Annotated in this window: 24 protein-coding genes and 1 pseudogene; 12 read left to right on the top strand and 13 right to left on the bottom strand. The window is 64.0% G+C overall.

Annotated elements, in window-relative coordinates; all coding sequences use genetic code 11:
• Positions 1 to 28: 28 nt before the first annotated feature.
• The 5 genes and pseudogenes from metA to OU426_RS02415 form a co-directional block, all read right to left on the bottom strand.
• Entirely contained in the window at positions 29 to 958 is a 930-nt protein-coding gene (gene metA / locus OU426_RS02430) for a homoserine O-acetyltransferase MetA (protein WP_267632253.1), read from the bottom strand.
• Positions 921 to 1,007, bottom strand: a pseudogene (locus OU426_RS18140) (hypothetical protein); the annotation flags it as partial. The pseudogene OU426_RS18140 and the gene metA, both read right to left, overlap by 38 nt.
• Complete coding sequence (locus OU426_RS02425; RefSeq protein ID WP_267632252.1) at positions 982 to 1,851, bottom strand: ATPase; 870 nt, start codon at positions 1,849 to 1,851, stop codon at positions 982 to 984. The pseudogene OU426_RS18140 and the gene OU426_RS02425, both read right to left, overlap by 26 nt.
• Before the next feature lie 135 nt (positions 1,852 to 1,986).
• Positions 1,987 to 3,096 carry an OmpP1/FadL family transporter gene (locus OU426_RS02420; RefSeq protein WP_267632251.1) on the bottom strand — a complete coding sequence of 370 codons (1,110 nt, stop codon included), beginning with the start codon at positions 3,094 to 3,096 and terminating at the stop codon, positions 1,987 to 1,989.
• Between the two features lie 119 nt (positions 3,097 to 3,215).
• Positions 3,216 to 4,097 (bottom strand): DMT family transporter, encoded by an 882-nt coding sequence (locus tag OU426_RS02415; RefSeq protein ID WP_267632250.1) that lies wholly within the window; start codon positions 4,095 to 4,097, stop codon positions 3,216 to 3,218.
• Between the two features lie 156 nt (positions 4,098 to 4,253).
• Here OU426_RS02415 and OU426_RS02410 point away from each other — a divergent pair, with 156 nt between their 5' ends.
• Complete coding sequence (locus OU426_RS02410) at positions 4,254 to 5,219, top strand: SLAC1 family transporter (protein WP_267632249.1); 966 nt, start codon at positions 4,254 to 4,256, stop codon at positions 5,217 to 5,219.
• A 2-nt stretch (positions 5,220 to 5,221) separates the two neighbouring features.
• Here OU426_RS02410 and OU426_RS02405 read toward each other — a convergent pair whose 3' ends face one another.
• Complete coding sequence (locus OU426_RS02405) at positions 5,222 to 5,917, bottom strand: type 1 glutamine amidotransferase (protein ID WP_267632248.1); 696 nt, start codon at positions 5,915 to 5,917, stop codon at positions 5,222 to 5,224.
• A 142-nt stretch (positions 5,918 to 6,059) separates the two neighbouring features.
• On the opposite strand from OU426_RS02405, the gene guaB reads away from it, so the two are divergent.
• The 3 genes from guaB to OU426_RS02390 all read left to right on the top strand — a co-directional run bounded on the left by guaB (position 6,060) and on the right by OU426_RS02390 (position 11,118).
• The gene (gene guaB / locus OU426_RS02400; RefSeq protein ID WP_267632247.1) at positions 6,060 to 7,508 is read left to right on the top strand and encodes an IMP dehydrogenase; all 1,449 of its coding nucleotides are present in this window, start codon (positions 6,060 to 6,062) and stop codon (positions 7,506 to 7,508) included.
• Between the two features lie 16 nt (positions 7,509 to 7,524).
• Entirely contained in the window at positions 7,525 to 8,697 is a 1,173-nt protein-coding gene (locus tag OU426_RS02395) for an RsmB/NOP family class I SAM-dependent RNA methyltransferase (protein WP_267632246.1), read from the top strand.
• Positions 8,698 to 8,901: 204 nt separating this feature from the next.
• On the top strand, positions 8,902 to 11,118 hold the full coding sequence (locus OU426_RS02390; RefSeq protein ID WP_267632897.1) for an ATP-binding protein: 2,217 nt from the start codon (positions 8,902 to 8,904) through the stop codon (positions 11,116 to 11,118).
• A gap of 13 nt (positions 11,119 to 11,131) precedes the next feature.
• On the opposite strand, the gene OU426_RS02385 is transcribed toward OU426_RS02390, so the two are convergent.
• Entirely contained in the window at positions 11,132 to 11,725 is a 594-nt protein-coding gene (locus tag OU426_RS02385) for a hypothetical protein (protein ID WP_267632245.1), read from the bottom strand.
• Between the two features lie 198 nt (positions 11,726 to 11,923).
• Between OU426_RS02385 and recA the strand changes: the two genes are divergently transcribed.
• Positions 11,924 to 12,994: a recombinase RecA gene (recA, locus tag OU426_RS02380; protein WP_267632244.1), complete on the top strand. Its 1,071-nt coding sequence runs from the start codon at positions 11,924 to 11,926 to the stop codon at positions 12,992 to 12,994.
• A 136-nt stretch (positions 12,995 to 13,130) separates the two neighbouring features.
• Here recA and OU426_RS02375 read toward each other — a convergent pair whose 3' ends face one another.
• On the bottom strand, positions 13,131 to 13,877 hold the full coding sequence (locus OU426_RS02375) for a DsbA family protein (protein ID WP_267632243.1): 747 nt from the start codon (positions 13,875 to 13,877) through the stop codon (positions 13,131 to 13,133).
• Between the two features lie 129 nt (positions 13,878 to 14,006).
• Between OU426_RS02375 and OU426_RS02370 the strand changes: the two genes are divergently transcribed.
• The 5 genes from OU426_RS02370 to OU426_RS02350 all read left to right on the top strand — a co-directional run bounded on the left by OU426_RS02370 (position 14,007) and on the right by OU426_RS02350 (position 19,331).
• Positions 14,007 to 15,278 carry an N-acetylmuramoyl-L-alanine amidase gene (locus tag OU426_RS02370; RefSeq protein ID WP_267632242.1) on the top strand — a complete coding sequence of 424 codons (1,272 nt, stop codon included), beginning with the start codon at positions 14,007 to 14,009 and terminating at the stop codon, positions 15,276 to 15,278.
• Positions 15,279 to 15,372: 94 nt separating this feature from the next.
• Positions 15,373 to 17,937 (top strand): penicillin-binding protein 1A, encoded by a 2,565-nt coding sequence (locus OU426_RS02365; protein ID WP_267632241.1) that lies wholly within the window; start codon positions 15,373 to 15,375, stop codon positions 17,935 to 17,937.
• Positions 17,938 to 18,038: 101 nt separating this feature from the next.
• Complete coding sequence (locus tag OU426_RS02360; RefSeq protein WP_267632240.1) at positions 18,039 to 18,416, top strand: NADH:ubiquinone oxidoreductase subunit NDUFA12; 378 nt, start codon at positions 18,039 to 18,041, stop codon at positions 18,414 to 18,416.
• 1 nt (position 18,417) lies between these two features.
• Positions 18,418 to 18,888: an outer membrane lipid asymmetry maintenance protein MlaD gene (gene mlaD / locus OU426_RS02355; protein WP_267632239.1), complete on the top strand. Its 471-nt coding sequence runs from the start codon at positions 18,418 to 18,420 to the stop codon at positions 18,886 to 18,888.
• Positions 18,885 to 19,331, top strand: a complete 447-nt coding sequence (locus OU426_RS02350) for a DUF2155 domain-containing protein (protein ID WP_267632238.1) — start codon at positions 18,885 to 18,887, stop codon at positions 19,329 to 19,331. The genes mlaD and OU426_RS02350 overlap by 4 nt, the downstream gene beginning before the upstream one ends.
• Here OU426_RS02350 and aat read toward each other — a convergent pair.
• The 3 genes from aat to accB all read right to left on the bottom strand — a co-directional run bounded on the left by aat (position 19,247) and on the right by accB (position 21,866).
• Positions 19,247 to 19,921 carry a leucyl/phenylalanyl-tRNA--protein transferase gene (aat, locus tag OU426_RS02345; RefSeq protein WP_506737132.1) on the bottom strand — a complete coding sequence of 225 codons (675 nt, stop codon included), beginning with the start codon at positions 19,919 to 19,921 and terminating at the stop codon, positions 19,247 to 19,249. The genes OU426_RS02350 and aat overlap by 85 nt on opposite strands.
• A gap of 84 nt (positions 19,922 to 20,005) precedes the next feature.
• Positions 20,006 to 21,358 carry an acetyl-CoA carboxylase biotin carboxylase subunit gene (gene accC, locus OU426_RS02340; RefSeq protein ID WP_267632236.1) on the bottom strand — a complete coding sequence of 451 codons (1,353 nt, stop codon included), beginning with the start codon at positions 21,356 to 21,358 and terminating at the stop codon, positions 20,006 to 20,008.
• A 7-nt stretch (positions 21,359 to 21,365) separates the two neighbouring features.
• Positions 21,366 to 21,866: an acetyl-CoA carboxylase biotin carboxyl carrier protein gene (gene accB / locus OU426_RS02335; protein ID WP_267632235.1), complete on the bottom strand. Its 501-nt coding sequence runs from the start codon at positions 21,864 to 21,866 to the stop codon at positions 21,366 to 21,368.
• Between the two features lie 268 nt (positions 21,867 to 22,134).
• Between accB and OU426_RS02330 the strand changes: the two genes are divergently transcribed.
• Positions 22,135 to 23,469, top strand: a complete 1,335-nt coding sequence (locus tag OU426_RS02330) for an NAD(P)-dependent oxidoreductase (RefSeq protein ID WP_267632234.1) — start codon at positions 22,135 to 22,137, stop codon at positions 23,467 to 23,469.
• 11 nt (positions 23,470 to 23,480) lie between these two features.
• Positions 23,481 to 24,782, top strand: coding sequence for an NAD-dependent dihydropyrimidine dehydrogenase subunit PreA (gene preA / locus OU426_RS02325; RefSeq protein WP_267632233.1), 1,302 nt, complete (start codon positions 23,481 to 23,483; stop codon positions 24,780 to 24,782).
• A gap of 3 nt (positions 24,783 to 24,785) precedes the next feature.
• Here the strand turns inward: preA and OU426_RS02320 are convergent, their stop codons facing one another.
• Both OU426_RS02320 and OU426_RS02315 read right to left on the bottom strand, forming a co-directional pair.
• Entirely contained in the window at positions 24,786 to 25,247 is a 462-nt protein-coding gene (locus tag OU426_RS02320) for a hypothetical protein (RefSeq protein ID WP_267632232.1), read from the bottom strand.
• A gap of 79 nt (positions 25,248 to 25,326) precedes the next feature.
• Positions 25,327 to 25,950 carry a TetR family transcriptional regulator C-terminal domain-containing protein gene (locus OU426_RS02315; protein ID WP_267632231.1) on the bottom strand — a complete coding sequence of 208 codons (624 nt, stop codon included), beginning with the start codon at positions 25,948 to 25,950 and terminating at the stop codon, positions 25,327 to 25,329.
• Positions 25,951 to 25,954: the final 4 nt, after the last annotated feature.

The following is a 25,954-nucleotide window of genomic DNA, read 5'->3' as shown; positions in this document are numbered from 1 at the left end:
CCGAGGAGGTTGCCCGCCTTGCCGGGCTTCAGCCCTTCTTGCCGATCTCGGAAAGATCGAAGGGCGTCGTCTGGTAAATCTCGTTCACCCAGTTGCCATAGAGCAGATGCGCATGGCTGCGCCAGCGGTTCATGGGCTGACGTGCCGGATCGTCATCGGGGTAGTAGTTCATCGGCACATTGATCGGCGTGCCGTTCGAGACGTCGCGGTCATATTCCTCTTTCAAGGTACCACTGTCATACTCGAAATGGTTGAAGATATAGAGTGCGCGGTGGCCCGGATCCTCGACCAGACACGGTCCGACCTCATCCGAGCCAAGGAGCGTCCTCAGACCGGGCGCCGCGTCGATTTCAGCCTGCTTCATCTCGGTCCAGCGGCTGACGGGGATGACGAAATCGTCCGAAAAGCCACGCAGGTAAGGCGAGGCGGGCAGGCGGTTCTGGTGGCGGAAGCAGCCGAAGGCCTTGTGGTCAAGCATGTGCTTCCTGACGCGGTGGAAATGATAGATCATCGCCATGCCGCCCCAGCAGACGCCGAAGGTCGAATGGACATGGCTCTGTGTCCAGTCCATCACCTGGCGAAGCTCGTCCCAGTAAGTCACCTCCTCGAACGGCAGATGTTCGATCGGTGCACCGGTGATGATCAGCCCGTCGAACTTTTCGCCCGAGGCTGCGACCTCGGCGAAGGGCCGGTAGAAGGCCGCCATATGTTCAGCCGCAGTATTCTTCGTCTCGTGCTCGGTCATGCGGATCAGCTGGAAGTCGATCTGCAGGGGCGTTGCACCGATCAGCCGGGCGAACTGATTTTCCGTCTGGATCTTCTTCGGCATCAGGTTCAGAAGCCCGATCCGAAGTGGCCGGATGTCCTGATGGCTCGCCCGGTCAGGCGACATGACCATCACGCCTTCCTGCGACAGGACATCGAAGGCAGGCAGGTTTTCGGGCAGGGTGATCGGCATGAGACGCTCCTTTGCAGGTTGATCTATGCCGTAGGGCCGCGACGCTCAAGGGCGGCTGCGATCAGATTGGTGAAAGCAGCAGGGCTGGTCACACGCGCCACCTCCTCTGCCGTGACAGTTACGCCCCGCCGCGCCATGGCGCGGTAGCGCGGCTGGCGATGGTCGAGAAGGCGCGCGTAGCCGAAGCGCAGGAAGGCGTCGGGGTCGACCTGAGCCTCGGACTTACCTTCGGCCTTCAGGTAGTCCGCCCAGAGGCCTTTCAGGAAATCGGGTTGATAGTAGATCGGTTTCGGCGCCCGGTCGAAGCGGCGGATCAGTTCGTCCCGATGTGCCTCGCTGCCCTCTATCCAGACGAGAAGCAGGTTGCCCTCAAGCGCCTTCAGCACCGGATCAGATGGATCATCGGGGTCGACGACCTCGCAGATCGAGCCGCCGGAATCGCAGACGAAATTCGCATAGCCGTAAAGCCCCTCGGCGCGCTCGATGAAGGTGGGCGTATCGAGAAGCGCCGCGACCTCGGCCACCCGGTGCTGTTCCTGCCGCCGCAGATATTCGGCAAAGGGCACGCCGCCTTTCGCGGGATCGCCGGGCTTGCCGAGATAGGTGGAGAGGGGCGCCAGATTGTTGAAGGTGATGTTCGAGGTGATATGGACCGAATCCGACATCAAAAGTTCCCGCAACAGCGGCACCTTCATCGCCTCGCGCTTGAAATTGTCGGCGATATGCTCGCCCATGTAGCGCGTGCCGATCCGGTAATCGACAGAATAGTGAAACCAGTCGCCCGCACCGCGCAGCAGGTTGGAAATATGGGTCTTGCCGAGCCCCGACATGCCAAAGAGCAGCACGCGCTTGCGGCTCGCCGCCTGCCATTCTTTCGCGGACTGATAGATCATCGCCGTTCCGTCTGAATATCCCCCCATCCCCTTAGCCGGTCGGGCGGTAAGATTCACCCGGATTCTTGCGAGATTGATCCGAAACGAAAAAGGCCCTGCGAATAGCAGGGCCTTTCCGAAAGGACTGACGCCGGATCAGAAGCTGAAGCCGACCCGCATGCCGAAGCCGACCGCATGGTTGTCGGTGAAGTTCGCCGAGGGCGAGACCGGGCCAAGCTGCACCTGCGCATCGCCGATATCGACATAGCGCACGCCGGCCGAGATTTTCATATTGTCCTGCGTGTAGGTCGCGCCAAGGCCGATGCTCTTGTAGCCGTCGGTCGGGCCCAGGTTCGAGGCGATGCCACCGTCCTGCTTCTCATAGCCGAGCGTCAGCGCGGCCGACCAATGTTCGTTGAACTTGCGGCCGACGCCAAGCGAATAGCTGATTGTGTCATTGTCATAGGACACGAGCGACCCGCCGCTGGTCAGGACGCCGTACTGCGTCGGCGAGATGTCGAAGTTCGACCAGTCGACCCAGCGGATCGAGCCGAAGACCAGCGTGTCCTTGGCGACGCCCGACTGGAATTCGAGATTGACCGACTTGGGCGAGTTCACTTCCGTAACCGTGTTCAGCGGTCCGAAGAGCGAGGCCTCCGCCGTATCGATCTCGTGCTTGATCTTCGAATTGTAGGTCAGCGCTACGCGCAGCGCGATCTCGGGCTTTTCATAGGCGATACCGACGAGATAGCCGAGCGCGCCATCCTTCGAACCGGTCGCAGTGTAGCCGGCAACAAATGGGATCGAGGCTTCGGCCGACATCGTCTCATAGCGCAAACCGCCATAGACGCTGACGTTCGAGGGCATCGTGTACTGCAGGACGCCGGTGATCGCCGTCGTCTTCAGCGTCGCGGTCGAGCCGGTCGCGTAATATGCGGTACCTGCCGGGTAATCCACGTTGGCGCCATAGGGCTGGTCGAAGATCAGCGCGCCGTCGAGGTTGTCGGAAAACTTGTATTTGATCGCGCCGCTGAACTGCGTGTAGCTCGCCGCCATATCGCCCGAAAGCGCACCGTTCAGGCCCGGAGCCGGGATCGCGAGCGCCTGGCCCGAGACCGAGGGGTTTACGTTGCCAAGGCTGAATTCGGCATAGTTGCCGTTCTCGAAGATCACCGCAACGGACTGACCCGACCGGTCGATGCCACCGGCGAATGCGCCGCTCGCGCCCATGGCGATGACGCTTGCCGTCAACAGAATACGTTCCATTTCACTCATCCCCATGAGTTTGTTCCTCTCATACAGGAACGTAGGCCCCGCTCTGCGCAGCGGTCAACGAATGACGTTGCGTCGCGAAAACGTGATCGGGACGATGCGACATTCTCGCACTATGCGGGGCGCGAGTGGGGGGTGTCCGACAAGATATTGAGCCAATTCGCGGCAAAGATGATCGCACCGCCGACAAACACCCAGATATCAAGGGGTTCGCTGTACCAGACCATGCCGACGACGCCGATGAGCGGCAGGCGCAGAAAGTCGAGCGGGGTCACGAGGGACGCCGGGGCGAGAGAGAGGGCCTTCGTCAGGCTCAGATGCGCGCCAAGCCCGCCGAGGCCGATGGCAAGGATCCAGGGCCAAAGCGGCGGCGCGGGCCAGGCAGGTCCGCCGCCGAAGGCCGCACCCACAAGGCCGAAGAGCGTCTGGGTGACAGTCAGCCAGAAAAGGATCGCCAGAACGCTCGTCACGCGCGTCAGTTTCTTGGTGATGACGGCAGCACCGGCGAAGCCCACAGCGCACAACAGCGCCGCCATGAGGCCGATCGACAGGCCGGCGCCCCCGAACGGCCGCGCCACGATCAGGATGCCCGCGAACCCGATCGCCGCCGCGACGAGGCGCCGGGGCGGCAGCCGTTCGCCCAGAAAGAAGGGTGCGCTGAGCGCCACGAGGATCGGGTAGGAAAATTCCAGCGCAAAAAGCTGGGCGAGGGGAATGAGCGTCAGCGCATAAAGCCACAGGTTCTGTCCGGCGAAATGGAAGAGGTTGCGCAAGACATGCGTCTGCAGGTGCCGGGGGCGCAAGGCTTCGGTCTGGCGTGTGGCAAGCGCCAGAGCGACCACCAGAATGACGCCGACGACCGAGCGGTAGAACATGATCTCGAACGTATCGAGCCCGGTGCTGAGCGCGCGGCCTGCCACAGCGACGAGGCAGAAGCCAGTGATCGAACCGCCCATCCAGAGTGCGGCGGCGATGGGGCGATGGTCCGGGGTCACAAACGGCTCCGTCTGGGTACGCGCCGACAGTCGGTTGCGGGGCGGGGATTGTCCATCCCGAAACCGGCCGCACGCGCGGTGAAGGGTCGCAGGCCCGCGTTTGCGGTTCTGCGCGCTGGCAGAGCGGCTATGATCGGCTGCCGCAAGGAGACAGATATGAGATTCGTCGCCCCGACGCCCACGCCGAAAGGCTTCGCCCGCCGGACGCCGCCTGCAGTCTTTCCGGCGATCCTCGGTCTTCTGGGGCTCGCGCTCGCCTGGCGCCGTGCCGGTGCATTGATCGAGGGCGCGGCACCCCTCGCCGATCTGATCGCCGGGGGTGCGATCTTCATATTCCTTGTCGCATTGGTGGCTTATGCTGCAAAGCTCATGCGCCGCCTATCGGTACTGGCCGACGATATCACCGTCCTGCCGGGTAGGCTCGGGCTTTCGGCGCTGTGCGGATCGCTCTATTTGACCGCCACGCTTGCAGGCGCGTGGCATCCTGTCGCGGCCGTAGCGGTCTTCTATCTCGGCCTCGCGCTCCATGTGCCGATCATCGGCCTGATCCTGCGTTATATAGTGACCTCACCGCGGGAGGCGCGTCGCTACTCCCCGGCCGGGCAGCTCTATTTCACCTCGCCGATCGTGGGCGCACTTGCGGCCGCGAGCCTCGGGCTGCATCCGCTGGCAGACCTTCTCTTCTACCTGTTCACCGCCGTCGGCCTGTTGATCGGCCTCTGGGGCGCGGTTGATCTGATGAAGCGGGCCATGCCAGCGCCCTTGCGCCCGCTCCTCGCGCTGCATCTCGCGGCGATCTCCGTCTCGGGCAGTACCGCCAAGATCCTGGGTCACTCGGACATCGCCCTTGGTGCCGCGGTGCTTGCCGCGCTGGTTCTGGTGCTGCTGCTTCCGTCGCTAAGAGCGACTCTGCAAAGCGGCTTTTCCGCGCTTTGGGCCGCCTTCACCTTTCCGTTTGCAGCGACAGCCAGCCTTTGGCTTCTTGTCGGTACGGCTTGGACTGTGCCGGGGCTTCTGCTGCTGGCGGCGGCGACCGGGATCAATCTGGCCATCGCCTACCGGATCGGACGGCTCTGGCTCGGAGGTCAGCTCGCGGTGAAGACCAACGCCGCGATTGCCTGACCTCAGATGAGGGCGACCCAGGCGCGGGCGATGGCGAGGCCTGCTGCGTCGGCCCTTGGCCCATGTTCGGCCGCAAATCGCGGATAATCGGAGAGCCAACCGGGCCGGATTCGTTCGACGGTATCGGGGAAGTCGGAGTTCCAGTCTTCGACGACCTTGCGGCTCGCCTCGAAATGAAACTGCATGCCATAGCTTGCCCGGCCAATGCGGAAACATTGGTTCGCCGCCGCGCGGTTGCGCGCAAGCCGCACCGCTCCGTCGGGCAGGGTGAACGTGTCCCGGTGCCATTGGAAGATCGGAAAATCGCCCTTGATCACCGACAGGACCGGATCCTTGATCCCGTCCTTGGTCAGCCGAACCTGCTGCCACCCGAACTCGGGCGCGATGCCGAGCAGATTGCGCCCACCCCAGGCACGCGCCAAAAGCTGGCTGCCGAGGCAGATGCCCAGAACCGCCTTGTCGGCCTGACCCATCCGCCGCATCAGCCGTGCAAGATCGGGCAGATAGGGATGGGTCTTGTCGGCCCGCGCGTTCTGCTCGCCACCAAGCACCACGATCGCATCGTGATAGCTGCCGTCGGGCAATGCCTCGCCTGCCCAGGCACGGTAGGTCTGGATCTCTGCATCCGCCTCTCGCAAAGCAACACCAACCTGCCCGAGGTGAGACACTTCGGTATTCTCGATCACCGCAACGCGCATATCCGCCTCTTCCTTCCCCGACGGCAGACAGAGCATGAGCCGCCCGGAAGGGCAAGGGTGGCATGGGCGCATTAGCCCTTGCGCTCCACCGGCGGGCATGAAAGAGCGAAGCGCCAAACGAACGTGCCGATGGAGATATCCCATGCAGATTCGCGAGGCTCTCACCTTTGACGATGTGCTTCTGGTGCCTGCGGCATCGAGCGTCCTGCCCTCGGACGCAGATACGGCGACATTCGTAACCCGCTCGATCCGCATGAACATCCCGCTTCTGTCTTCGGCGATGGACACGGTGACCGAGGCGCGGATGGCTATCGCCATGGCGCAGGCGGGCGGCATCGGCGTCATTCACCGCAACCTCGATCCCGAAGCGCAGGCGCGCGAGGTAAGCCGGGTGAAGCGGTTCGAATCCGGCGTCGTCTATGCGCCGATCACGCTCACGCCCGACCAGACGCTCGCTGACGCGAAGGTGCTGATGGAGCGCTACAATATCACCGGTTTTCCGGTGGTGGACGAGGCGGGTCGCGTTGTGGGCATCGTGACCAACCGCGACATGCGCTTCGCCTCCGACGACAAGACGCCGGTCCGCGTGATGATGAGCGCCGACAATCTCGCGGTGCTGAAGGAACCTGTCGACCGCGATCAGGCGATAAGCCTGATGAAGGCGCGGCGGATCGAAAAGCTCTTGGTGACCGACGGGCAAGGGAAGCTGACCGGCCTGCTGACGCTGAAGGATACGGAAAAGAGCGTGCTGAACCCCCATGCCTGCAAGGACGATCTCGGCCGCCTGCGGGTAGCCGCCGCCTCGACCGTGGGCGACGCCGGCTTCGAGCGCAGCCAGGCGCTGATCGACGCAGGCGTCGACATGGTGGTCATCGACACGGCGCACGGCCATTCCGAGGGCGTCGCCAAGGCGGTGGAGCGGATCAAGAAACTCTCGAACGCGGTGCAGGTCGTGGCGGGCAATGTCGCCACGGCAGAGGCGACGCGGGCGCTCATCGGCGCGGGCGCCGATGCGGTGAAGGTGGGGATCGGCCCCGGTTCGATCTGCACCACGCGGATCGTGGCGGGCGTGGGCGTGCCGCAATTGACGGCGATCATGGATGCCGCGGGCGCGGCGGGCGAAATTCCGGTCATTGCCGACGGCGGCATCAAATATTCCGGCGATTTCGCCAAGGCGATTGCGGCGGGCGCGTCCTGCGCGATGGTGGGTTCGGCCATCGCGGGCACCGACGAAAGCCCGGGCGAGGTGATCCTGTGGAACGGCCGGTCGTTCAAATCCTATCGCGGCATGGGATCACTCGGCGCCATGGCGCGCGGCTCGGCCGACCGCTATTTCCAGAAGGATGCGGCGTCGGACAAGCTGGTGCCCGAGGGGATCGAAGGGCAAGTACCCTACAAGGGCTCGGCGGGCGCGGTGATCCATCAGCTGGTCGGTGGCCTGCGCGCGGCCATGGGATATACCGGTAATCGGACGGTGGCAGAGATGCGTCAGAACTGCCAGTTTGTGCGGATCACCGGTGCGGGGCTGAAGGAAAGCCATGTCCATGACGTGCAGATCACCCGCGAAAGCCCGAACTACCGCGTGATGTGACGGCGGGAGAGGGCGCATGACCCCCGCCGCGCGTGTCCAGACAGCGATCGAGCTTCTTGACCGTATCCTCGCGGGCGAACCGGCCGAGCGCGCACTGACGCTCTGGGCGCGCGCCTCTCGCTATGCGGGGTCGGGCGACCGGGCGGCGGTGCGCGACCTCGTCTATGACGCGCTGCGCTGCCAGCGAAGCCTGGCCGCGCGGGCCGGGGCAGCGGAACCTACGGGCCGGGCGCTGATGATCGCGCTCGCCGACCCCGACGCGCGTGACGCGCTTTTCGCCGATCTGCCGCATGGTCCGTCAGCGATTGATGACGCCGAAAGGGCGGCTCTGGCGGCGCCCGCCGGAAAGCTGCGCGACGCAGTGCGGCTCGATTATCCTGACTGGCTTGACGCTCCACTCCGCAGCACGCTCGGGCAGGCGTTCGATCCGGTGCTGGCGGCGATGCGCGAACGCGCGCCGGTCTTCCTACGGGTGAACATGGCGCGCGGGACGCGGGCCAACGCGATGTCGCTTCTGGCCGCCGACGGGGTGGAATGCCGCGAGGCTCCCACCTGTAGAACGACCCTTGAAGTTGTCGGAAAGTCAAACAAGATCAATGGCTCGCACGCCTATCTTCAAGGGTTTGTCGAGCTGCAGGACCTGTCCTCGCAGTCGGCCGTCGCCGACCTTCCGCTGGAACGCGGCATGAAAGTTCTCGACTATTGCGCGGGTGGCGGCGGCAAGGCGCTCGCCATGGCTGCGCGGACGGGCGGACGGATCGACGCCCATGATGCGAACCCTGGCCGGATGCGCGATCTGCCTCTACGAGCGAAGCGCGCGGGCGCGGACATAAGACTGGTGGACAGCGCCGCGCTGAAACCGGGCGCTTACGACCTCGTACTTGTCGACGCCCCCTGTTCGGGGTCTGGCACCTGGCGGCGCACGCCACAGTCGAAGTGGCTGCTCACGCCAGAGCGGCTCGGTGAACTGGCCAGCCTGCAGAAAAGCATCTTGGCGATGGCTGCCGAGTACATTCGCCCCGGCGGCACGCTCGCCTATATGACCTGCTCGCTTCTCGGCGCGGAAAACGACGCGGTCGTCGCTGGCTTCCTCGGCGCTCATGATGGCTTTACGCTCAAGCATGAACGCCGGTTCCTGCCCACGGAAGGCGGCGACGGCTTTTACCTAGCGGTGCTCGCCCGGTCTTGACGCGAGTCGGTCGCGAAAAGTACACAATCACAGGTTGTCATTTCGCAGGTTAATTGCCGCTTAAGCATTTCGGGGTCGGAATGCCTTAAACGAATCTCATTCCCCGGGGGCGATGTGTCGGATCCTGCCCTGACTGAACATCCGGTGATCAAGACAGCGGGAACGCTGGCGCCGCACGGCCTTTATTTGGCACTTGCGGCCGGGATGCTGGCGGCAGCGGGCTTTCTTTTGCCGGTCGGGCGGATCGAACCTGCGGTCTTCGCCCTCGCGGGCACGCTCGCGGCGCTTGCGGTCGTCGTGGCGCTGGTCGCGTTGAAGCGCAAGCGCGTGGATGGGCAGCTCTACCGCCATCTCGCTACTTTCGTGGCGCTCGATGCTGCGCCGAGTTTCACCACGGATGGCGAAGGCCAGCTGCAATATCTCAACCGCGCCGCGCTCGACCGGTTCGGCCCGCGCGAGGGAGAAACGCTCGCCCGGGCGCTGTCGGAGATCTTCGCCAATCCCGCCGCCGTTCTCTTTCGCCTGCAGAACCGTGCCGAAGGCCATGGTGCGGCGCGCGAGGATCTGGTGACACGGCGCGGCCATGTGAGGCTGTCGGTGCACCGCATCGGCGCGCAGGGCTTTCTATGGCGGCTTGAGGATATGGCCGAACGCGCGACCGGCGGGCGCGGCGCGGAATCGATCAGCTTGCCAATGCTGACCGTGTCGAAGACCGGCACGATCCTTTTCATGAACGAGGCTTTGCGACGCATCACCGGCGAACGGGTCAAGACGCTCGACCGGATCTTTACCGACCTGCCGATCCGCCCGGGCGAGGAGAACGAGATTTCCGGCGTCGACGGCCCGGTGAACGCACTGGTGGCCGAGGTTGAGGGGCAGGGCGGGCGGCGCGAGATCTATTTCCTGCCGACCAAGGGCAATCCGACCGGCGCCCATGACCCGACCGCGTTCGACCGGCTGCCGGTTGCTCTGCTACGGCTCAGCGCGCGGGGGGAGCTGCGGGAGGCGAACCGTGCCGCCCGCGGCCTTATCGGCGAGCAGGAGCCGGGCGCCGCACTTTCGGATATTCTGGAAGGACTCGGCCGACCGGTTGCCGACTGGCTGCATGACGCGATGAGCGGACGGGCCGAGAACCGACCCGAAGTGCTCAGGCTGCGTGGTGTTGCGGAAGACACCTACCTGCAGGTGATGCTGTCGCGCGTCTATGAGGACGGCCGTACCGGCCTGATGGCGATCCTGTCGGACGCAACGCAACTGAAGACACTCGAGGCGCAGTTCGTGCAAAGCCAGAAGATGCAGGCGATCGGCCAGCTTGCGGGCGGGGTAGCGCATGATTTCAACAATCTTCTGACCGCGATCTCGGGTCATTGCGACCTCTTGCTGCTGCGCCATGACAAGTCAGATCCGGATTTCGCAGACCTTATCCAGATCAATCAGAATGCCAATCGCGCTGCCTCTCTCGTCGGCCAGCTTCTGGCCTTCTCGCGCAAGCAGACGCTGAAACCCGCCGTCATCGACCTGCGCGACACGATGTCCGATCTGACCCATCTTCTGAACCGGCTGGTGGGCGAACGCGTGGAACTGATCCTGCAGCACGAGCCCGAGCTTTGCCCGATCCGCGCCGACAGGCGGCAGCTGGAGCAGGTGATCATGAACCTCGTGGTCAATGCCCGCGACGCAATGCCCGACGGGGGCCGCATCCTGATTTCGACTGAAAATGTACGACTCGCCTCAGACCTCAAGCGGGACCGCGCCACGGTTCCGGCGGGCGATTACGTCATGGTTCGCGTCGCCGATCAGGGCACTGGCATCGCGCCCGACAAGATCGAGAAGATTTTCGAGCCCTTCTTCACGACGAAGCGCCCGGGCGAGGGCACGGGCCTTGGCCTGTCGACCGCCTACGGGATCGTGAAACAGTCCGGCGGCTATATATTCTGCGATTCGATCCTCGGCGAAGGCACGACGTTTGCGCTTTTCTTCCCCGCCTATCAGCGTGGCGACGCGGAGCAGGTGGAGGCGGAGCCGCCCGCGCCCATCCGCCGGGCCGTGCCTGCCGGACAGGGGGTGGTGCTTCTGGTCGAGGACGAGGCACCGGTGCGCGCCTTCGCGGCCCGCGCGCTGAAGATGCGCGGCTTCACAGTGATCGAGGCGGAAAATGCCGAAGAGGCGCTGAGGATTCTTGCCGATGCCACGCTCGCCGTCGATGTCTTCGTCACCGATGTGATCATGCCCGGTCTCGACGGACCGACCTGGGTCAGGCAGGCGCTCAAGGATCGGCCAAACACCCGCGTCGTTTTCGTTTCAGGCTATTCGGAGGAGGCGCTGACCGAGGATCGGGAAAAAATCGACAATGCGATCTTCCTGCCCAAACCCTTCTCGTTGTCCGAACTGACTGCCACGGTTCAGAGCCAGATGCAGTGAGGCCGCCAGCCGGTCAGATCAGCCCATTGTAGAAATCGTAGTCCCGGGCCAGTTTTGTCTTGAGCCGCGCCAGCGTGGCGGGCGTCAGATCGGTCTTGCCCTTCGGCGAAACATTCAGACGCGGCAGGATCAGCTCGCACCCTAGACGGTCTTCGAGGAAGTGCACGAAACGGTCGATCTCCTCATAGCGGAAGACCCGATCGACCGGCGCGTTTCCACCGCGCAGCCCGAGGAATTGCCCCTGCGAGCCCACATTCATCGGCCCGCCCGCACGGTCGTCGAGATGTGACAGGACCGCCTCCTCGAAACTCAGGCCCGAGGTCGAGCGCGGCATGTCGCGGATATCGTCGCGCTGCCGGTATCGCCACCAGCTGCCAAGCCAGTCTATCGGCTCGCGCATCAGCGCCACGGTGGTGAACCGCTCGCCCGCCGCCTGCTCCAGCATCGGCCCCATATGGTCGTGATAGGCCGGGGCCGACAGGTGTTTCAGTTCCGGCGGGCGGCGGATCGCCACATGCGCCATTTGCTCAAGCGCTGTCTCGATCGAGGTCGAGCCGGTCTTGGGCGTGGCAAGCAGAACCAGCCGTTCTTTCCAGAAAATCAGCATGAAGCACCCCTTCTCGGGTCTTCTGCCGCGCGCCCGGCGCCGAGGCAAGCCGTAAACCAGTTCTTAAGGAAGAGCGCAGAGACTATCGGAAGAATTTGATTGAAATGTTCTCTTTTTGATCTCATAAGGTTGAGAACAAGAGGCGAACATCAGGCAACATTGCCGCCATGGGCGGGGTGTGAAATAAGGAACGGGACAATGGCAGCAGCGAACCTTTTCGACATGAACGACAAGCGCACGGCAGACAAGCAGAAGGCGCTCGACAGTGCGCTGGCCCAGATCGAACGGCAGTTCGGCAAGGGCTCGATCATGAAGCTCGGGACCAATAATCCGGTGTTGGAGATCGAGGCGACCTCGACCGGCTCGCTCGGCCTCGATATCGCGCTTGGCATCGGCGGCCTGCCGAAGGGAAGGGTGGTCGAGATCTACGGGCCGGAATCGTCGGGCAAGACCACGCTCACGCTGCATGTGGTGGCCGAAGAGCAGAAGAAGGGTGGTGTCTGCGCCTTCGTCGACGCCGAACATGCGCTCGATCCGCTTTATGCCAAGAAACTGGGTGTGAACCTTGACGAGCTTCTGATCTCGCAGCCCGATACTGGCGAACAGGCGCTGGAAATCGTCGATACGCTGGTGCGCTCGGGCGCGGTCAGTCTTGTGGTTGTCGATTCGGTCGCGGCACTGACGCCCAAGGCCGAGATCGAGGGTGACATGGGCGACGCGACCGTGGGCGCCCAGGCGCGCCTGATGAGCCAGGCGATGCGCAAGTTGACCGCCTCGATCAGCCGGTCGAACTGCATGGTGATCTTCATCAACCAAATACGCATGAAGATCGGCGTGATGTTCGGCAATCCTGAAACCACGACGGGCGGCAATGCGCTGAAGTTCTACGCCTCTGTCCGGCTTGATATCCGTCGCATAGGCGCGATCAAGGATCGCGACGAGGTGGTCGGCAATACGACGCGCGTGAAGGTGGTGAAGAACAAGGTGGCGCCACCCTTCAAACAGGTCGAATTCGACATCATGTATGGCGAGGGGATTTCTAAGACCGGCGAGCTGGTCGATCTGGGCGTGAAGGCCGGGGTCGTGGAAAAATCCGGCGCCTGGTATTCCTACGGCGACGAACGGATCGGCCAGGGCCGCGAGAACGCCAAGCAATTCCTCAAGGACAATCCGGATGTTGCCTTCGCCATCGAGGACAAGATCCGCGCAAGCCACGGGCTGGATTTCGGCGCCACCGCCGAAGAGGGCGACGATGTGATGGAAGCCTGAGCATACAGGTCAGATGCAAGGAAACGGCCGGGATGATCCCGGCCGTTCTGCGTTCTGAGCGGGTCACGCGCCGAAAGGCACAGCGCGCTTGGAGCCGGTGCCCGACGAGTGCACGAAGTGCATCGAGGAGGCGCCTTCAGCTCCGCGCGTCTTCGACGATCTGGCGCATGGCGTCGAGCGGCGCGAAACCGCGCAGGACCTGATCGCCGATGATGAAAGTCGGCGTGCCGGAAATATCCATGCGTTGCGCCAGAAGATGGTTGGCTTCAATGATCGCCGTCACCTCGGGCGCGTTCATCCCGGCGAGGATCGGCGCCGGATCGAGGCCGAGCGACACCGCGAACGCAGCCAGAGTTTCCTCGGTCACATCGCCCCGGAAGCTCTCATAGAAGCCGGCATTGACCTTTTCATAGGCCTCCGGGCCTACCACCTGCAGAGCGGCGATCGCGAAGCGAGAGGCGAGGAGCGATTCCTCGCCGAGGATCGGAAACTCCTTGACCACATAGCGGATGTCGCCATCCGATCGCACAAGCTCTGCGACCTCGGCATGGGCTTTGCGGCAATAGCCGCAACGATAGTCGAGGAACTCGACGACAGTTAGCCCGCCCTCGGGATTGCCGCCGACGAAGCTGGCTGGATCGGCGAAGATCTCCGCGGCGTTGGCGGCAACGATCGCCTTGTCGCCCTCGACCTGCGCGGCGGCGCGTTTTGCTTCCAGCGCCTCCACGACCTCAGACAGGACCTCCGGATGCTCCAGCAAGTAGGCGCGCACCGCCGCGCCGAAAGCCTCTTTCTCGGCGTCGTTCATGCTGGCCGGATCGAAGGCAAGCGCCGATGAGGCAAGAAGCCCAGCTGCCAGAGAGATGGGAATAAGACTGCGCATCAAGATGCCTTTCGTTCACTGTCTTGTCGCGGCCCCAGGCCACGATTGTTCTTTCGCGGGACCATTGACCGCAAGCGCGCCCGCTGAGAAGAGGGAGGCGCGAAGTCGGGGCAGGATAGGAAGGTTGGCGTGTCGGCTGCAAGGGGGGCAAAGGCCTGTGTCGCGATTGTGAACCGGGCACTGACGCGGATCACGGTCCTGCTTGCATGTTTCCTCGCCCTCGGCGCGACCTGCCTGACCGCCCAGACGCTCAGCCCGCTCGCCGAACTGGACCTCGACCGTTCGGTCCTGAAGGACGAAGGCCAGGGGGTGCGGATCGAGCTGGCGCTGAGCCAGCCCGTGCCTTACCGCGTCCTATATCTCGACAACCCGCTTCGCCTCGTCGTCGAGTTTCAGGAGGTGAATTTCGACGGCCATCCGCCTGCCGGGCTTGGCCGCTCAGACCGGATCGAGGAACTGCACTGGGGCCGGTTCCGGCCGGGGTGGTCGCGGCTGGTCGCACTTGTCGACGTTCCGCTCGCGCTGGAACAATCGGAGGCCGTGCGCGGTCCTGATGGAACCGGGCGCATCCACTTCATCTTCCGCCCGACGAACTCCGCGGACTATGAGAGCAGGGTTGCCGACAGCGCCGGGACCATCCGGTCGGAAACGCCCACCGCGCAATCCGCGCCCGAGCCGATCACCCGCCAGCGCGGCGACCGGCCATTGCGCGTTACGCTCGACCCCGGTCACGGCGGTATCGACCCCGGTGCAGAGGCAGGCAAGGAACGAGAGGCGCATCTTGTCCTCGGTTTCGGGCTTGAACTGGCGGAACGGCTGCGCCGTGCGGGTATGGAGGTGGAGTTGACCCGGACCGAGGACCAGTTCGTGCCCCTGGAAAAGCGCATCTCCATCGCTAGGGCGGCGCGCGCGGACATCTTCCTCTCGTTGCACGCCGATGCGCTTGAGGAGGGGACGGCCACCGGCGCCACCATCTACAAGCTCGATGCCGAAGCATCCGAAGAAGCCGCAGTACGTCTTGCAGAGCGTCACGATCGGGCCGACATTCTCGCGGGCCTTGATCTCAGTGGTCAGGATGACGAGGTGGCAGGCGTGCTGATGGATCTTGCCCGGCAAGAAACACGGCCGCGCGCCGATCGCCTGGCCGAGAGCCTGGCCGCCGCCCTCAAGGCCGCCGGGTTGAAGATGCACCGCCACCCGATTCAAGGTGCCGATTTCTCGGTCCTGAAATCGGCCGACATTCCCTCGCTTCTTCTGGAGCTGGGCTTCCTTTCCTCCGAAAAGGACCGCGAGCGAATGGCCGATCCGGCCTGGCGGACGGCGATGCAGGAGGCCATTGCCGCCGCTCTTGCAGACTGGGCGGTGGCGGACGCGGCCGAGGCGGCGCTGATCCGGCAGTGACGGGCGGCGGGGCGCGCGGAACCGTCAGCCACCCGAACTTGTTTTGACCCCGCCCCGCGTAGGGTTTATAGCTCCGCCGGTAAGGAGAGCGCTCGTGGTTCGTTTCATTCTGTCGGTTCTCGGGGCCCTCTTCAGCTGGGCCGTGACGGCGCTTGCTATCGCGGCGATCGGCCTTGGCGCGGTTTTCTGGGTCTATAGCCACGACCTGCCCGACCATGAGGCGCTCTCGAACTATACGCCGCGCACCATCAGCCGGATCTATTCTGGCGAGGGGCGCCTCATGGATGAGTTTGCGACCGAACGGCGGATTTTCGCCCCGATCGAGGAAATTCCTGATCTGGTCAAACAGGCCTTCATCTCGGCCGAGGACAAGAATTTCTATAGTCACGGCGGGTTCGACGCGCGCGGCATGGCGGGCGCACTTTATGAGGCAGTGAAATCCGGCGGCAAGAACCTGCGCGGGGCCTCGACCATTCCCCAGCAGGTGGCGAAGAATTTCCTTCTGTCGGGTGACCGTACGGTCGAACGCAAGATCAAGGAACTGATCCTCGCCACGCGGCTTGTCGATGCCTTGCCCAAGGACAAGATACTGGAGCTTTACCTTAACGAGATCGACCTTGGTTTCCAGTCCTTTGGCGTCGCCTCTGCTGCCCAGACCTATTTCAACAAGACCCTATCGGAGCTTCGACCCGAGGAAGCCGCCTATCTCGCGGCGCTGCCAAAGGCGCCCTATTCCTATCATCCGGTGAAGAACCGCGATAAGGCCATCGAACGGCGGAATTTCGTGCTGCGCGAAATGTTCCAGAATGGCTATCTGGACAAGGCAGCTTACAATGCCGCGGTGGACGCGCCGCTGAAGACGGTGCAGGGCGGCGACTATCCCTCGTTCAAGGGCAGCTTGCCGCCACGCGATTATTTCACCGATGAAATCAGGCGACAGCTGTCGAAAAGCTTCGGCGAAGAAGAGTTCTTTGGTGGCGGCCTGACGATCCGCGCGACGGTCGAGCCGGTGATGCAGGCGGCGGCGGCGGCAGCCCTGCAGGAGGCTTTGGAGAAATATGACCGTGGCCAGGGTATCTGGCGCGGCACGAAACTCACACTGCCCGCAGGGGTGCTGGGGAACGAAGCCGATTGGCGTCAGGCGCTTGGCGAGGTTGTTGATGTGCCGCGCGACGTTCCGGGCTGGTACCCTGCGGTGGTGCTTGAGGTCGGCGACACAAGCGCGCGCCTAGGCATCGAGGGGGTCGAGGAGGATGGCGACGGCCATTGGATCCCGGCCGAGGATGTCACCTGGGCGCGCAAGCGGTTGGAGGACGGGAAGCTCGCCAAGAAGGCGAAGACCCCGGCCGATCTTGTAGCGGTGGGCGATGTGGTGCTTGTCACCCAACTGGCGAACGAGGACGGCACGCCCAAGCGCTGGTCGCTGCGTCAGGTGCCCGAGGTCGAAGGCGGCTTCATGGCGATGGACGTGAACACCGGCCGCGTGATTGCCATGCAGGGCGGCTTTTCCTACCAGTCCTCGGTCTTCAACCGGGCGACGCAGGCGCAACGCCAGCCCGGGTCAAGCTTCAAGCCCTTCGTCTATGCGGCAGCGCTCGACAGCGGATTCTCGCCCGCCACGATTATCGTCGACGCACCAATCGAGGTGAACACGCCACAGGGCCTCTGGCGGCCGAAGAACGCCTCGAACAAATTCTACGGACCGACGCCGATGCGGACCGGAATCGAACAGTCCAGAAACCTGATGACCGTGCGGATCGCCCAGGAAATCACCATGGAACTGGTCGCGACCTACGCCGAGAAATTCGGGGTCTACGACCGGCTGGAACCATTCCTTGCCAATGCGCTCGGCGCACAAGAGACGACGCTTTTCAAGATGGTCGCGGCCTACGCGATGTTCGCCAACGGCGGTGAGCGGGTGGAACCGACGCTCGTTGACCGCGTGCAGGATCGCTGGGGCCGCACAATTTACCGCCACGATCAGCGAACCTGCGAGGATTGCGCCGCCGCGACCCTGCCCGAAGGAGCTGGCCCGCGCATCAGCTCGCAGCGCGAGCGGGTGATGGACGCGGTCACCGCCTATCAGCTCACCTCGATGATGCAGGGCGTGGTGCAGCGCGGCTCGGGGTCGGGCGTCCGTCTGCCGGTGCCGATCGCAGGCAAGACAGGTACCACGAATGATGCCAAGGACGTGTGGTTCATCGGCTTCTCCTCGAACATCGTCGCCGGTTGCTACATGGGCTATGACCAGCCGCGCACGCTCGGCGCCGGCGCTTTCGGCGGAACGCTCTGCGTTCCGGTCTTCCAGGCTTTCATGGAAGAGGCGATCAAGAAATACGGCGGCGGATCGTTCAAGGTGCCGCCGGGTGGCCATTTCATCAAGATCAACCGTTTCACCGGCGAACGGCTCAGCGACGATGCCTCGGGCGATTTCGTCCAGGCGGAATATTTCCGCGACGGGCAGGAGACGCTCTTCGGCCTCGACACGCTTGTGGATGGCGGCTTCGCCATGGGACAGAACCTTCCGCTTTACGCGATCGGCGAGGTGGGTGGCGACGAGGGCGGTGGCACGACGACGGTCACCACATCGGACGGGGAGCGCAAGATCATCCCCAAGAAGGCGGATTTCGGCACGGTGTCGTCGGGCGGTCTCTACTGACGCCCGCAGAGATAGGGAGCGCGCACTCGGGAGGGCGCGGGACACTGGACCTTTCCGCTTCACCCTGTATAGAGAGGCTGACCGGCCTTCGGAGGACCTTGATGAAATTCCTGCTCCGTCTCATCACCTGGTGGAACAGCCAGACCCTCGGCACCCAGCTGTTTACCTGGGCCAAGGGCCAGAAGGTCGGCGAGGATGCGCAGGGAAATGCCTTCTACCAGACCAAGGACGGCAAGCGCCGCTGGGTGATCTACAATGGCGAATGCGAGGCAAGCCGCGTGTCGCCCGACTGGCACGGCTGGCTGCATTTCACCTGGGATGAGCCGCCGACAGAAAAGGCCCTGAAGCACAAGCCCTGGGAAAAACCGCATCAGGAAAACCTGACCGGCACGCCCTTGGCCTATGCGCCCGCAGGTTCGCTTCGCCAGGCGCGCCCGGCCGATCGCCGGGACTACGAAGCCTGGTCGCCCGAGGCCTGAGATGGCCGAGAACATCAGCGAGGTCCTGACCGGCGCGGGTGTCGTCGCTGTGGCCATCGGATTTGCGCTCTATGCCGGGCTGGGCGAGAGTGCGACCGCAAAGAAAGACGCCTACGAGCTGCATGCGAGCTTCCGTAGCGCGGACGGTGTCTCGGTCGGCACCGATGTGCGTCTTGCGGGCGTGAAAGTGGGTACTGTCACGCGGCTCGATCTGAACCCCGATACCTATTATGCGGACGCCACCTTCAGTATGAAGGACGGGATAGTCATTCCCGATGACAGCACAGCGCTGATCTCCTCCGAAGGGCTTCTGGGCGGAAATTTCCTGGAAATTCAGCCGGGCGGCAGCCCGGTCGCGGTCGAACCGGGCGGTGAGATTCTCGATACGCAGGGCGCGGTCGGGCTGATCCAGTTGCTAATGAAGTTCGTGGGCAAGGCGTCCGACAGCGGGTCGGGCAGCAGCAGCGAATGAGAGCGGCGCTTCTCACTTTGGCGGTATTCGCCCCGGCGCTCGCCATGGCGCAGGATCAGGGCGCGGGTCAGGTCAATGCTGCCGAGACGACGGATGCGCCCGGCGCGCTCCTGCGCGCGCTCGACAAGGTCTCGGGCCAGACCGTCGATCTGACGCTGAAGGACGGTGAAAGCGGCACGGTCGGCGCCGCCACCAATGCGCCGCTCACCGTGACCCTGACAGAATGCCGCTACCCGAAGGACAATCCCGCCGCCGATGCTTTTGCCAATCTCGACGTGATCGACGCGGGCGGCACGGCACTGTTCGGCGGCTGGATGGTGGCGTCGAGCCCGGCGCTCTCGGCGCTCGACCATCCGCGCTATGATGTCTGGGTTCTGTCTTGCATCCTGCCAGACGCGCCCGCGCCCGCCGAGGAGAGTGCCGAGACCAGTTCGGGCGGCTGAGGCGCATCCGCCGCACCGAAGTCTGCCACCATCTCGCGTGCGACCGCCAGGCGCTGCAGATAGTGTGACTGCGAGATTTCGACCGCACCGAGCGAGGCGAGATGCGGTGTCAGGAACTGGGTGTCGAAGAGCAGGAAACCAGTGCGGCGCAGCCGGTCCACCAGATAGGCGAGCGCGATCTTCGAGGCGTCGGTCTCCCGCGAGAACATCGTCTCGCCGCAGAAGACCTGGCCGAAGGTCACGCCGAAAACGCCACCGATCAGCCGCCCGTCGCGCCAGACCTCAAGCGAATGGGCATGGCCCGCACTGAAGAGCGCGCCGTAAAGCAGCAGCAGCGTATCGTTGATCCAGGTCTCCGGCCGGTCGGCGCAGGCTCTGACTGTGCCCATGAAGTCCCGATCGATGGCGATCTCGTAACCGCCCCTCAATATTCGCCGCCGGAGGGACCGCGACAGATGAAACCCGTCCAGCGGCAGAATACCCCTCAGGCGCGGCTCGACCCAATGCAGTTGCGGGCTTTCCCGGCTTTCGGCCATCGGAAAGATACCGCGCCGGTAGCCCTGAAGCATGATGTCGGCCGTCAGCGCCAGGTTACCCTCACGTTCTGTCCGGAAATACTCCGGAGGGGTGCGGGGAGGCAGAGCCTCCCCTCGACAAGGCCGGGCAAGGGCCGGTCAGCCGTAGGTCCGGGCGAGCCATTTCTCCAGCCAGTGGATCGAATAATCGCCCCGATGGATATCCTCGTCGGCGAGCAGCGCATGGAAGAGCGGGACGGTCGTTTCCACCCCCTGACCATCGACGATCAGTTCCGACAAGGCCCGCTTCAGCCGCGCCAGCGCCTCTGGCCGGTCGCGGCCATGGACGATCAGCTTGCCGATCAGGCTGTCGTAATGGGACGGAATCACATAGCCGTCGTAAAGCGCCGAATCCATCCGCACACCAAGGCCACCCGGCGCGTGGAACTGGGTGACGCGGCCGGGGCGCGGGGCGAAATCCGGTACCTTCTCGGCATTGATCCGCACTTCGATCGCATGGCCGTTGACCGTCAGATCTTCCTGCCGAAATTCCATCGGCAGGCCGGCTGCGACCCGGATCTGTTCGCGCACCAGATCGACACCGAAGATCGCTTCGGTCACCGGATGTTCGACTTGCAGGCGGGTGTTCATCTCGATGAAATAGAACTCGCCATCCTCATATAGGAACTCGATCGTGCCCGCGCCGATATAGTTGATCTGCGCAACCGCATCGGCGCAGACCTTGCCGATCTTCGCCCGCGTCGCGGCATCGATCACCGGGCCGGGCGCTTCCTCGAACACTTTCTGGTGGCGGCGCTGAAGCGAACAGTCGCGCTCGCCCAGGTGAACCGCTTTCCCCTTGCCGTCGCCGAAGACCTGGATCTCGATATGGCGCGGGCGCTGCAGGTACTTCTCGATATAGACCTCGTCATTGCCGAAGGCTGCCTTGGCCTCGGACCGCGCAGTGCGGAAGGCCACTTCCAGCTCGCCTTGGTCGCGCGCCACCTTCATGCCGCGCCCGCCGCCGCCTGCGGTGGCCTTGATGATCACCGGATAGCCGATGTCGGCCGCGACCTTCTTGGCGTCGGCCAGATCGGCGACCCCGCCGTCCGACCCCGGCACCACCGGAATGCCGAGCCGTTTGGCCGTGTCCTTCGCCGTGATCTTGTCGCCCATGATGCGGATATGTTCCGCCGAGGGGCCGATGAAGGTGATGCCGTGGTCCTCGAGCACCTGCACGAAGGCGGCATTTTCGCTGAGGAAGCCGTAGCCCGGATGGATCGCCTCGGCCCCGGTGATCTCGCAGGCCGAGACGATGGCCGGAATCGACAGATAGGATTGCGAGGAGGGCGCGGGGCCGATGCAGACGCTTTCGTCCGCCATCCGCACATGCATCGCATCGCTGTCGGCGGTCGAATGGACGGCGACCGAGCGGATGCCCATTTCCTTGCAGGCGCGGATCACCCGGAGCGCGATCTCGCCCCGGTTCGCGATCAGGATTTTTTCAAACATCTCGCCCTCACTCGATGATGAGAAGCGGCGCACCGAATTCGACCGGCGTGCCATCCTCGACGAGGATGCGCTTGACGGTGCCCGCGCGCGGGGCGGGGATATGGTTCATCGTCTTCATCGCCTCGACGATGAGGACGGTCTGGCCTTCCTTCACCTGATCGCCGACCGCGATGAAGGGCGCCGCACCCGGTTCGGCCGCCAGATAGACGGTGCCGACCATGGGCGAAGTGACTGCGCCTGGGTGCGACGCCGGATCGCCGCCACCGGATGCGGCGGCAGGCGCGGGCGCGCCGGGGATATGCGGGGCAGGGGCGGCGGCCGGGGCCGCTTGCATCACCGGCATTGGCGCGACCGCAGCAGGGGCTGCATATTTCGAAACGCGGACGTTCAAACTGTCATTCTCGCCATATTCGCGTTTGACGCTCAGTTCAGCGAGATCGTTCTTGTTCAGAAGCGCGGCCAGCGCCTCGATGAAGGCAACGTCGCTCTCGTGGGGGGTCTTGGTCATGAAGTCCTCTGAGGATCCTGTTTGCGCCCGTCATTCTTCGCGTGCGGGCCTTTCATGCTTGGGCCTGTATAGCTGCAAGGTTGCGGAGTGAAAAGCGTCGATGTGGTGGCCTGGGCCCGGGGCTTGTCGAAGCCCTCCGGGCACTCCTCGCCCGTCGGGGCCGGTGACGAGTAACGAGGACGATGAAGCGGTATTTCAAAAATTTACCATTTGATAAAAAAATCGACTCATGCCATGATTTCCGAAAGAACAAGCCAGGGAGGCATCCGTGTCCAACAGCCAGTTCACGCCCGGGGTGGCGTCCGGCAGGCTTTCCGCCGACGACTACACCCGCAACTTCAGCGATATCGCGCCGCGGCTGGAGCCGCACGAGGCGCGGGTGGCGGCCGACCGCTGCTATTTCTGCCATGATGCGCCCTGCATGACGGCCTGCCCGACATCGATCGACATCCCGCTCTTCATCCGCCAGATCGCGACCGGCACACCCGAAGCGGCTGCGAAGACGATCTTCAGCCAGAACATTCTCGGCGGCATGTGTGCCCGCGTCTGCCCGACTGAACAACTTTGCGAAGAAGCCTGCGTGCGCGAGACCGCCGAAGGCAAACCGGTCGAGATCGGACGGCTTCAGCGCTTTGCGACCGACAGTCTGATGGAGAAGGGCACCCATCCGTTCACGCGCGACAAGGCCACCGGCAAGACGGTCGCCGTCGTCGGGGCGGGACCTGCCGGTCTTTCCGCAGCGCACCGGCTGGCGATGAAGGGCCATGATGTCACCATCTATGATGCGCGCCCCAAGGCGGGCGGACTAAATGAATATGGGATCGCGAGCTACAAGGCGCCGGGCGGCTTTGCTGCCGCCGAAGTGGGCTGGCTCTTGAAGATCGGCGGCATCCGTATCGAGAATGGCAAGTCACTTGGGAACGGCCTGACGCTGGACGGGCTGAAAAAGCAGTTCGATGCGGTCGTGCTGGCCATCGGTCTCGCTGGCGTCAATGCGCTCCGCGCCGAGGGCGAGAGCCTGGCGAATGTGGTCAACGCGGTGGATTTCATCGCCGAACTGCGCCAGGAGCCTGACAAGGCGAAGCTGAAGATCGGCCGCGATGTCGTGGTGATCGGCGGCGGCATGACGGCGGTTGACGCGGCGGTCCAGTCGAAGCTGCTGGGCGCCGAGAACGTGACCATCGCCTACCGGCGGGGCCGCGAGAAAATGTCGGCCTCGACCGACGAGCAGGATCACGCGACCGGCGTCGGTGTTCGTATCCTCCACAATGTCGCGCCGGTTCGCGTCACCGGCAACGGGGCTGCGCATGAGGTCGAATTCGCCTATACTGAAGACGGTCCTCAGGGGCTGAAGCTTTCGTCCGAGACCTTCCGGCTGAAGGCCGACCAGGTGATGAAGGCGATCGGCCAGACGCTTTCCGGCCAGCCCGAGGGGCTGAAGCTCGATGGTGCCAAGATCGCGGTGACCGGGGCAGGGCGCACGTCGGTTCCGGGGGTCTGGGCGGCGGGCGACTGCGCTGCGGGCGGCGAGGATCTGACGGTTACGGCGGTGGCCGAAGGCCGCGATGCCGCCGAAGACATCCATGCGAGCCTGATGGGCTGAGGGAGGAAAAAATGGCAAATCTTCAGTCGAACTTCATCGGCATCAAGAGCCCGAACCCCTTCTGGCTCGCTTCGGCGCCGCCGACGGACAAGAAATACAATGTCGAGCGCGCCTTCGAGGCGGGCTGGGGCGGCGTCGTCTGGAAGACGCTCGGGGCGGAAGGCCCTCCGGTCGTCAACGTCAACGGCCCGCGCTATGGCGCAATCTGGGGGGCGGACCGGCGGCTTCTGGGCCTCAACAACATCGAGCTGATCACCGACCGCCCGCTTGAGGTGAACCTGCAGGAGATCAAGGAGGTCAAGCGCAAGTGGCGTGACCGCGCGCTGATCATTTCGCTGATGGTGCCCTGCGACGAGGAGAGCTGGAAGGATATCCTCAAGCGCATCGAGGGTACCGAGGCCGACGGGGTCGAGCTGAACTTTGGCTGCCCGCATGGCATGGCCGAACGCGGCATGGGATCGGCCGTGGGGCAGGTGCCGGAATATATCGAGATGGTCACGCGCTGGGTGAAGCAATATAGCCGCATGCCCTGCATCGTGAAGCTGACGCCCAACATCACCGACGTCCGCCGTCCGGCGGAGGCAGCCAAGCGTGGCGGTGCAGATGCGGTTTCCCTCATCAACACGATCAATTCGATCACCTCGGTCGACCTCGACAGTTTCGCACCGGAGCCCACCATCGACGGCAAGGGCACGCACGGCGGCTATTGCGGCCCGGCGGTGAAGCCGATCGCGCTGAACATGGTGGCCGAGATTGCACGGTCGGAGGCGACACGCGGGCTGCCGATCTCCGGCATCGGCGGTGTCACCACCTGGCGCGACGCGGCGGAGTTCATGGCGCTCGGCGCGGGCAATGTGCAGGTCTGCACGGCCGCCATGACCTATGGGTTCAAGGTCGTGCAGGAGATGATTTCGGGCCTTTCTCAATACATGGACGAAAAGTGCATGACATCAACTGCCGATCTGGTGGGTCGCGCCGTGCCGAACGTCACCGACTGGCAGTACCTCAACCTGAACTATGTGACGAAGGCAGTCATCGATCAGGATGCCTGCATCAAATGCGGGCGCTGTTATGCGGCCTGCGAGGACACGTCGCATCAGGCGATCGACATGTCGGCCGACCGGACCTTTACCGTCAAGGAAGAAGAATGCGTCGCCTGCAACCTCTGCATCGATGTCTGCCCGGTTGAAAGCTGCATCACCATGCGGACGCTCGATCAGGGCGAACTGGACAAGCGCACCGGCCGCAAGGTCGGCACCTATGCGAACTGGACGACGCACCCGAACAACCCGGCGGCGAAGGCCGCCGAGTAAGGCCTAGACCTGCTTGTCGACCCTGGCGGGCGCGGGTTCATCCGTCGCCCGCCAGTCGTTTGGCGGGGGCGAAGTCGTTTCTGCCGCAGCGGCTTTCGCCTTCTCCCGATCCGCCTTCGCCGTGGCTTCGACAGACCGGTCGTCAGCGACGCGTTGTTGGTTCGCCGCCCGTTCCGCCGCCTTTTCGGCCGCGCGGGCGAGGTTCTTGCGTTCGCGCGCCTCGGCCTCCAGCACATTGGCCTCGAAGGCCGGCGGCGGACCGGTCGGTGGTTCCGGTCCGATCACCCGCGGCAGCCCCTCCAGCCAGTCGCGCGTCCGCTCGCGCGGGCTGCGCTGATCGGCGTCGTTTCGTGCTGTTCCAGATCCATCCGACGGCTTGATCGCCTCGGTCGTTTGCGGCCGCGCGGGCCGCACATGCATCGGCAACCCTGCCAAGGGCTGCACGGAAGTGAGCATATCCACCATCTGAGCTTCCCTTTCGAGGAAACCCCCACCAGGCCCGATGATCGCACCGGCGCGTTAAGAAAGGGTTAGAGAATGACGGTCAGACCCGCAGCAGCCGTTCGAAGAGCGTCTCGAGGAAATCCTGCGCCTCGGCATAGGGATCGTGGCCTTCGCCCAGGACCGCGCGTACCTGCGCGTCGAAATCGGCATAATGCTGCGTCAGCGCCCAGATCGAAAAAATCAGGTGATGCGGTGGTACGGCGGCGATCCGGCCTTCGGCCTGCCAGCGGGCGATGATCGCAGCCTTTTCGTCGACCAGTGTCTTCAGATCGCCGCCGAGCGCCTGCGCAATCCGGGGCGCGCCCTGCAGGATCTCATTGGCGAAAAGCCGGCTTTCACGCGGATAATCGCGGCTGAGTTCCAGCTTGCGGCGGACGTAATCGAGAATTTCGCCCTGTGGGTCGCCTGCGGCATCAAGCTCGCGCAGCGGATCGAGCCATGTATCGAGAAGCTGGCCCAGAAGTTCGGCGTGAACCGCTTCTTTCGACGGAAAATAGTAAAGAAGGTTCGGTTTCGACAGGCCCGCGACCTCGGCGATCTGGTCTACGGTTGCACCACGGAACCCCTGCGCCGAAAAGACATCTAGCGCGGCATCGAGGATCGCCTGCCGGTTGCGCGCCTGAATGCGTGTCGGCGCTCGTTTCTTCGTCTGGGGTTCGCTCACGCGT

This window comes from Frigidibacter sp. RF13 (assembly GCF_026626305.1).
Taxonomy (GTDB): Bacteria; Pseudomonadota; Alphaproteobacteria; order Rhodobacterales; family Rhodobacteraceae; genus TMP-24.
Note: the sequence above shows the minus strand (reverse complement) of the source record. Positions and strands in the feature narration are given on the sequence as shown.

Bases quoted from the DNA above. Each gene is read 5' to 3' on its own strand.
- OU426_RS02360 (WP_267632240.1), top strand. From the start codon at position 18,039: ATGAAATTCCTGCTCCGTCTCATCACCTGGTGGAACAGCCAGACCCTC.
- OU426_RS02425 (WP_267632252.1), bottom strand. From the start codon at position 1,851: ATGATCTATCAGTCCGCGAAAGAATGGCAGGCGGCGAGCCGCAAGCGC.
- accB (WP_267632235.1), bottom strand. From the start codon at position 21,866: ATGACCAAGACCCCCCACGAGAGCGACGTTGCCTTCATCGAGGCGCTG.
- metA (WP_267632253.1), bottom strand. From the start codon at position 958: ATGCCGATCACCCTGCCCGAAAACCTGCCTGCCTTCGATGTCCTGTCG.
- OU426_RS02385 (WP_267632245.1), bottom strand. From the start codon at position 11,725: ATGCTGATTTTCTGGAAAGAACGGCTGGTTCTGCTTGCCACGCCCAAG.
- OU426_RS02410 (WP_267632249.1), top strand. From the start codon at position 4,254: ATGAGATTCGTCGCCCCGACGCCCACGCCGAAAGGCTTCGCCCGCCGG.
- OU426_RS02375 (WP_267632243.1), bottom strand. From the start codon at position 13,877: ATGCGCAGTCTTATTCCCATCTCTCTGGCAGCTGGGCTTCTTGCCTCA.
- OU426_RS02395 (WP_267632246.1), top strand. From the start codon at position 7,525: ATGACCCCCGCCGCGCGTGTCCAGACAGCGATCGAGCTTCTTGACCGT.
- OU426_RS02320 (WP_267632232.1), bottom strand. From the start codon at position 25,247: ATGGTGGATATGCTCACTTCCGTGCAGCCCTTGGCAGGGTTGCCGATG.
- OU426_RS02420 (WP_267632251.1), bottom strand. From the start codon at position 3,096: ATGGAACGTATTCTGTTGACGGCAAGCGTCATCGCCATGGGCGCGAGC.
- accC (WP_267632236.1), bottom strand. From the start codon at position 21,358: ATGTTTGAAAAAATCCTGATCGCGAACCGGGGCGAGATCGCGCTCCGG.
- OU426_RS02390 (WP_267632897.1), top strand. From the start codon at position 8,902: ATGCTGGCGGCAGCGGGCTTTCTTTTGCCGGTCGGGCGGATCGAACCT.
- recA (WP_267632244.1), top strand. From the start codon at position 11,924: ATGGCAGCAGCGAACCTTTTCGACATGAACGACAAGCGCACGGCAGAC.
- preA (WP_267632233.1), top strand. From the start codon at position 23,481: ATGGCAAATCTTCAGTCGAACTTCATCGGCATCAAGAGCCCGAACCCC.
- guaB (WP_267632247.1), top strand. From the start codon at position 6,060: ATGCAGATTCGCGAGGCTCTCACCTTTGACGATGTGCTTCTGGTGCCT.
- OU426_RS02405 (WP_267632248.1), bottom strand. From the start codon at position 5,917: ATGCGCGTTGCGGTGATCGAGAATACCGAAGTGTCTCACCTCGGGCAG.
- OU426_RS02350 (WP_267632238.1), top strand. From the start codon at position 18,885: ATGAGAGCGGCGCTTCTCACTTTGGCGGTATTCGCCCCGGCGCTCGCC.
- mlaD (WP_267632239.1), top strand. From the start codon at position 18,418: ATGGCCGAGAACATCAGCGAGGTCCTGACCGGCGCGGGTGTCGTCGCT.